This window comes from Xanthomonas sp. SHU 199 (assembly GCF_000364665.1).
Classification (GTDB): domain Bacteria; phylum Pseudomonadota; class Gammaproteobacteria; order Xanthomonadales; family Xanthomonadaceae; genus Xanthomonas_A; species Xanthomonas_A sontii.
This window is the reverse complement of sequence record NZ_AQOI01000671.1, coordinates 1-5,744: the sequence shown is the minus strand read 5'-3', so window position 1 is coordinate 5,744 and position 5,744 is coordinate 1. Positions and strand designations below refer to the sequence as shown.

Sequence of the window (5,744 nt, the reverse complement as noted above, 5' to 3'; positions counted from 1 at the left end):
GATCCGGGCCGCCGCAGCGTGCTGCGCGCCGGTGTCGGCATCGCCGCCGGCGCCGCGCTCTGGGGCCTCGGCGGCCAGGCCCGCGCGGCGGGCACGCTGCCGTTCGCCGGCCTCAACCTGTCCGGGCTGGCGTCCAACAACTTCGTCGACAACGCCGTCATCGACCGGCACTACCGCGACATCAGCGACCAGCACATCGTTGCCGCCGGCGCCTGCCCGCTGTTCCGCCTGCCCACCACCGCCGCACGCTTCAGTACCGGCCAGGGCATGCCGCTCAACGCCACGTATTGCGACCAAGTCGAGAAAGTGCTGAACCGGCTCGCGCAGCGCGGCAAGGTGGCGATCCTGGAGTTGCACGACTACATGCGCTTGCCGATCAAGGTCGCGAGCAAGTCCGGTTACCGGCGCGATGGCGCCGGCCAGCTGATCGGGCCGGACGGACGCGCGGTCACCGACCCCGCCGACCAGGCGGCGTGGAACGGGACCTACCGCAAGGGGAATTTCCTGTACCTGGCCTACTTCGATCCGGCCGACAACCTGCTCAAGCTCTACGAGTACCGCGTGATCGGCACGCCGGGCTGCACGCTGTACAACGCCGCCGGCCTGCCGGATCTGTGGAGTCGCATCGTGCAGCGCTTCCGCTCGCATCCGGCGATCTTCGGCTGGGGCCTGATGAACGAGCCCTACCAGGGACCGGAGCGCAACGCCGACGGCAGCACGCTGGTGATGGCCGATCACTGGCTGCGCACCGCCACCGCCACCGCGTCGCGCATCTTCGATTTCGACCGGTCGCATTACGTGTTCGTTTGCGGCAACGAATACGCCAGCGCCCGCCGGTGGAAAGAGGCGTCCAACAACCTGGACACGATCCCCGACCCGTACGACCGCATCGTCTACGAGGCGCACAACTATCTGGACGACGAGGGCCGCGGAGGCGGTGCTTGGACCAATCGCAATGAAAACGTTGCGCCGGACACCGGCATCGAGATGGTCAAGCCATTCATCGACTGGCTGGGACACCGAGGCAAGCGCGGCTTTCTCGGCGAGCACGGCTATCCGGCCGGCAACGCCAGCGCGGAACTGGCGACCAAGCGCATGCTCGCGCACCTGCAGGCCAACAACATCCCCAGCACGCAGTGGTGCTTCGGGCCCGGTTGGCCGGACAACGACGTGCTGGGCATGAGCCGCGACGTCGGCATGGACATCCAGGTGAAGTCCAACATCGCCGCGGTGCAGCCGTACTTCGACGCGCGCCTGTCCAGCTACGTGCCGCCGCCGCCGACGAGCTGACGCGTCGCGCGTGCGTCCGCGGTGATGCCCAACCGCCGGCCGCGGGTTTCCGCGGCCGGCGGAACCGGGCATCATCGTGGCTGGACTCAGGAAGACGTTGCCATGAAAAGGTCGAAGACGACCGCCTTGTTGCTGATGAGCGCCGCGCCGCTGCTGTTCACCGCCTGCGGGCGCGAGCCGGAGGCCAAGGCCCAGGAAGGCCTGTACACCTCGGTGGACGCCTGCGTGGCGCAGACCCACGACATCGCGACCTGCCGCGAGGCCTTCGCACAGGCGCAGAAGCAAGCGGCCGAGCAGGGGCCCAAGTACGCCAGCCGCGAGCAGTGCGCGCAGGACTATGCGCAGGATCGCTGCGTGGAGCAGCGCGACAGCCACGGCCATTCCTTCATCGGGCCGATGATGACCGGCTTCTTCCTGTCGCAGATGCTCAACAACAATCGCGCTGCCGGGTTCAATGCCGCGCCCGCCTACCAGGACCGGCAGAACCAATGGCAGCGGCCGGCGTCCTATTCCGGCGGTGCCGGTGCGGCGGCCGCCAGCGGCACGATGCTGCGCGGCAACCAGACCATGACCCATATCGGCGCCACGCCGAATCGTGCGGTCACCGTCAGCCGCGGCGGTTTCGGCGAATCCGCCGGTGGGCGCGGCTTCGGCAGCTGAGTCCGGCTTTTTCCCTCATCGCACGAGACCCCGCATGAAACGCATCGCGATCGTCGAGCGCGGCGACTGGCGCGCCCAGGCCGCGGAGTACGGTTTCCGCTTCCACACCATCGACGGCCAGCGCTACTGGGACGAACGCGCCTACTACGCGTTCAACCTGCGCCAGATCGAGCGCGATCTGGAAGACCCCAGTGCCGAACTGCACGCGATGGCGATGGGCCTGCTCGACGAGATCGTCGCCAGCGAGGCGCTGATGCAGCGGCTGGCGATCCCGCCGGCGTTCCGCGACTGGATCGCCGACAGCTGGCGGCGCCGCGAGCCGCATCTGTACGGGCGCCTGGACCTGGCCTACGACGGCCGCGGCCCGGCCAAGCTCTACGAACTCAACTACGACACGCCGACCTCGCTGTTCGAGTCGGCGTTCTTCCAGTGGCAGTGGCTGGAGGACCAGCGCGCGCAGGGCCGATTGCCGGACGATGCCGACCAGTTCAACTCCATCCACGAAGCCTTGCTGGAGCGCTTCGCCGCGCTCGCCGGCGGGTTGCCGCCGCCGCTGTACTTCGCCGCGGTGCGCGATTCGGAAGAGGACCAGGGCACGATCGCCTACCTGCGCGACTGCGCCGCGCAGGCCGGCGTCGGCGGCGAGCTGATCGCGATCGAGGACATCGGCCTGTCCAGCGACGGCCGCTACACCGATCTGGACGACACGGTGATCGGCGCGCTGTTCAAGCTGTATCCGCTGGAGGACATGTTCGCCGAGCGTTTCGGCCAGGCGCTGCCGGGCTCGGGCCTGCGCCTGCTGGAGCCGTCGTGGAAGGCGCTGCTCAGCAACAAGGGCATCCTGCCGCTGCTGTGGGAGCGCCATCGCGGCCATCCGAACCTGCTGCCGGCCGCATTCGACGACGGCAGCGCCTTGCCGCCGGGCTGGGTGCGCAAGCCGCTGCATTCGCGCGAGGGCGCCAACATCGTGCTACATCTGGACGATGGCCGCGTGCTCGAGAGCGACGGCCCCTATGCCGGGCCCTACATCCGCCAGCAGGCGCATCCGCTGCCGGCGTTCGAGGGTCGCTACCCGATGGTCGGCAGCTGGATCGTCGGCGACCGCGCCTGCGGCATCGGCATCCGCGAGGACGATGGCCCGATCACCCGCGACAGCGCGCGGTTCCTGCCGCATGCCATCGTCGAGGACGCGCGGCCGAGTGTGCTGTATGCGTGAGTCGGTGTCGCGCGCCGACGCAGCGTCGCCTGAAGCGCCGCGTCGGCATCGAAACCTCGGCGTGCGCTTGGTCGATTACGCCGACCAGGTCGCAGTGCGCTGCCATCGCTGCGGCACGCCGGGCTGGGTGCTGGCGCAGTGGGAACCGTATCGCTGGCAGGCACGCTTCCGTTGCGGGCAGTGCAGCGCTGCGTTGGACAGCGCGGCGGACGACTGGGTGGGAATGGTGCAGTTGGTCGGCCGCCGGGCCTGCGGCCACTGCGGGCATCAGTGGGTGCATGTCTGCGCGGCGTCGGCCGCCGCTGTACCGCCGCCCAAGACCTTGCCCGGCCGCTGCGCGTCGTGTCGCAAGGACTGTGCGGTGGCCGTGCAGCCGCGGCGCGTGCGCGACGGCTCGCCCCACGATCCGCATTTCGGCATGCCGCTGGCGCTGGTCGCGCCGACCCGCGCCGGCCTGCTGTGGGCCTACAACCCGCGCCATCTGCAGGAGCTGCAGGACTACGTGGCGGCGACGCTGCGCGAACGCCGCGGCCTGTTCGGGCGCTCGATGGTGGCGCGGCTGCCGGCGTGGATGAAGCTGGCGCGGCATCGGCCGCTGATGCTTCGGGCGCTGCAGCGTCTGCAGCAGGCCAGTGCGCAGCTGCCGTCGGTGCCTGCGGCGGCAACGTAGCGGCGGCGTCTGCGGTTTCATTCTTCGCCGTGAATGCGGCCGGCGCAGTCGCGCCACGCGCGACGCATGCGAAATGTCTACGATGTGATACTCGTCACGATTGACCGGGCTTGCCCGTCTGACGAAGATCGACATCGGGGAGTGCTGCGGGGGCCGGCATGTCTGCATCTCGTATTCGCGCCAGAGTGCTGGTGCTGCTGGCGTGCGTCGCAGCCAACTGCAGTGCGTGCGCGGTGGTGACGGTCTCCACCGCGCGCGAGGACGTGGTCGTGCGTGGCCTGTTCGGCGCACGCATCGCCACGACGGGATTGGCCCCTGTGGCGATCCGTTCGCGCGGGCTGGGAATTTCGCAGACCCCGCGCGCGTGGACGCTGGGCTGGCACGCCGAAACCGCGATCTATGCTCCCCCGGATGCGGACGCATGCCGCATCGTGCTGATGTCCAATACCGAAGCCGAGGTCCGCCGCCTGCTTGCGATCCTGCAGGCCGGCGGTGGCGATGTGTCTCAGGCCTGCATCGCATCACAGGAGGTGTCACGATGAAAACGTCTCTGGCTTGTTTCTCTGTGCTGCTGTTGGGCGGCTGCGCACATTTGGAGCAGGCGCCGTTGGTCTACGCGTCGAAGACGAGCTTCGGTGTCGATGTTTCCACGGCATCCACCGAAAACCCAGGCATTTCGATGAACCTGGGCTACAAGCAGGTGGATGCGGCCTATGTGCCGGTGGCGGTGGCGAGAAAGTGCAACGACGGCGTTGCCGGTGCCGACTGCAGCAAAAAGGGCTACGAGCTGCTGGTGATCTCCGGCGTCGCCAGAGAGGGCGATTCGGACGCCGACGGGACCAGCGAAGATGCGCGGATCGAAGCGGCCAAGAAGGCATCGACTGACTATGCGAGGGCGCTGTCGGAGGAGACGCTGGCGAAGCAGGCGATGATCGAGGCCGATAGCAAGCTCAAGCAACTGCGCGACAGCTACAGCGCAGCCGCCAAGCGGCAAAGCGCATACGATCAAGCGAAGCTGAAATGGGCGTCGCTGCAGGCAGCGGCGGCGAGCCCGGGCACGGTCGAAGAGGCGGACGTGATCGCCGCGAAGAGCGCCATGGACGCGCTCGCGCCCACTGCCGAAGATCAGGCGATTCTCGCGGGCTTCGCTCAGAGCGAGAACGACCTGCGGCAGAACGCCGCCGCCGTGGCGTCCGAGTACGCCAGCAAGCAAAAAGCGTCGGAGTTGCAGGAAGCCATTCTCAAGTCCGCCAATGCGAAGATCGCGCGCAGCAATCTGGGCGACTCCTATTCCGTGTTTGGCAGCTTCGATGGCACGAGCACCGTCAATGGCAAGGGCTCGGCGTCGATCGGGTTGGGCAAGATGTTCTCGACCGGCGTGGCTGCGCAACGGTTGGCGAGCGGGATATCGACCATGGCCTGCTATGACCTGATCAAGAGCAAGGCACCTGCCGCCGTCGCCGCGGCGGAACTGGAGAAGCTGTTGCAGCACTGCCAGTGAGTGCCGTGGTTTGCGCGGCCGAGCGGTGCGGCGGCCGCGCCGCCACGCGCTACAGCAACCCGTCGCGCTTCACCGCCAGGTAGCGCTCGATCAGGGCGGCAGGCAGTTCCTCGCCGGTGACGTCGAGCACCATCACGCCGTGGCTGCGCAGTGCGTCATGCGCAGCGCTGCGTTGTTGCAGGTAGCGCGCCACCGCGCCGGCCTGCACCGCCTGCGGCAGCTCCTGTGCGTCCTCCGCCAGCGCCTGGTCCAGTTCGCGCTCGCGCAGGCTGGCCACGCACACCAGGTGGCGGCGCTGCAGCAGGCGTACGGCGGCCAGCAGGTCTTCGATGTCCTCGTCGCGCACGTTGCTGACCAGCATCACCAGCGCGCGGCGGCGCTGGCGCAGCGACAGTTCGGTGGCCGCG

General features: G+C 68.5%; 6 protein-coding genes and 1 pseudogene. 6 read left to right on the top strand and 1 reads right to left on the bottom strand.

Annotation, left to right across the window (positions count from 1 at the left end; all coding sequences use genetic code 11):
• The 6 genes from D183_RS0119225 to D183_RS0119200 form a co-directional block, all read left to right on the top strand.
• Positions 1 to 1,290: cellulase family glycosylhydrolase (locus tag D183_RS0119225; protein ID WP_017910432.1), on the top strand; the 1,290-nt coding region annotated here is incomplete at its 5' end.
• A gap of 102 nt (positions 1,291 to 1,392) precedes the next feature.
• Complete coding sequence (locus D183_RS0119220; protein WP_026143325.1) at positions 1,393 to 1,950, top strand: DUF1190 domain-containing protein; 558 nt, start codon at positions 1,393 to 1,395, stop codon at positions 1,948 to 1,950.
• 34 nt (positions 1,951 to 1,984) lie between these two features.
• Complete coding sequence (locus tag D183_RS0119215) at positions 1,985 to 3,166, top strand: glutathionylspermidine synthase family protein (RefSeq protein WP_017910430.1); 1,182 nt, start codon at positions 1,985 to 1,987, stop codon at positions 3,164 to 3,166.
• 67 nt (positions 3,167 to 3,233) lie between these two features.
• Positions 3,234 to 3,836 (top strand): hypothetical protein, encoded by a 603-nt coding sequence (locus D183_RS28080; protein WP_017910429.1) that lies wholly within the window; start codon positions 3,234 to 3,236, stop codon positions 3,834 to 3,836.
• 185 nt (positions 3,837 to 4,021) lie between these two features.
• A complete protein-coding gene (locus tag D183_RS0119205; RefSeq protein WP_017910428.1) occupies positions 4,022 to 4,378 on the top strand; it encodes a hypothetical protein in 357 nt (118 codons plus the stop codon).
• A complete protein-coding gene (locus D183_RS0119200; RefSeq protein WP_226977985.1) occupies positions 4,375 to 5,337 on the top strand; it encodes a hypothetical protein in 963 nt (320 codons plus the stop codon). The genes D183_RS0119205 and D183_RS0119200 overlap by 4 nt, the downstream gene beginning before the upstream one ends.
• Positions 5,338 to 5,386: 49 nt before the next feature.
• On the opposite strand, the pseudogene D183_RS25305 reads toward D183_RS0119200, so the two are convergent.
• Positions 5,387 to 5,744 (bottom strand): annotated as a pseudogene (locus D183_RS25305) (DUF58 domain-containing protein); the annotation flags it as partial.

What these genes read in the sequence shown, in the direction of transcription:
- D183_RS0119220 (WP_026143325.1), top strand. Translation starts at nt 1,393, where the DNA reads ATGAAAAGGTCGAAGACGACCGCCTTGTTGCTGATGAGCGCCGCGCCG.
- D183_RS0119215 (WP_017910430.1), top strand. Translation starts at nt 1,985, where the DNA reads ATGAAACGCATCGCGATCGTCGAGCGCGGCGACTGGCGCGCCCAGGCC.
- D183_RS0119200 (WP_226977985.1), top strand. Translation starts at nt 4,375, where the DNA reads ATGAAAACGTCTCTGGCTTGTTTCTCTGTGCTGCTGTTGGGCGGCTGC.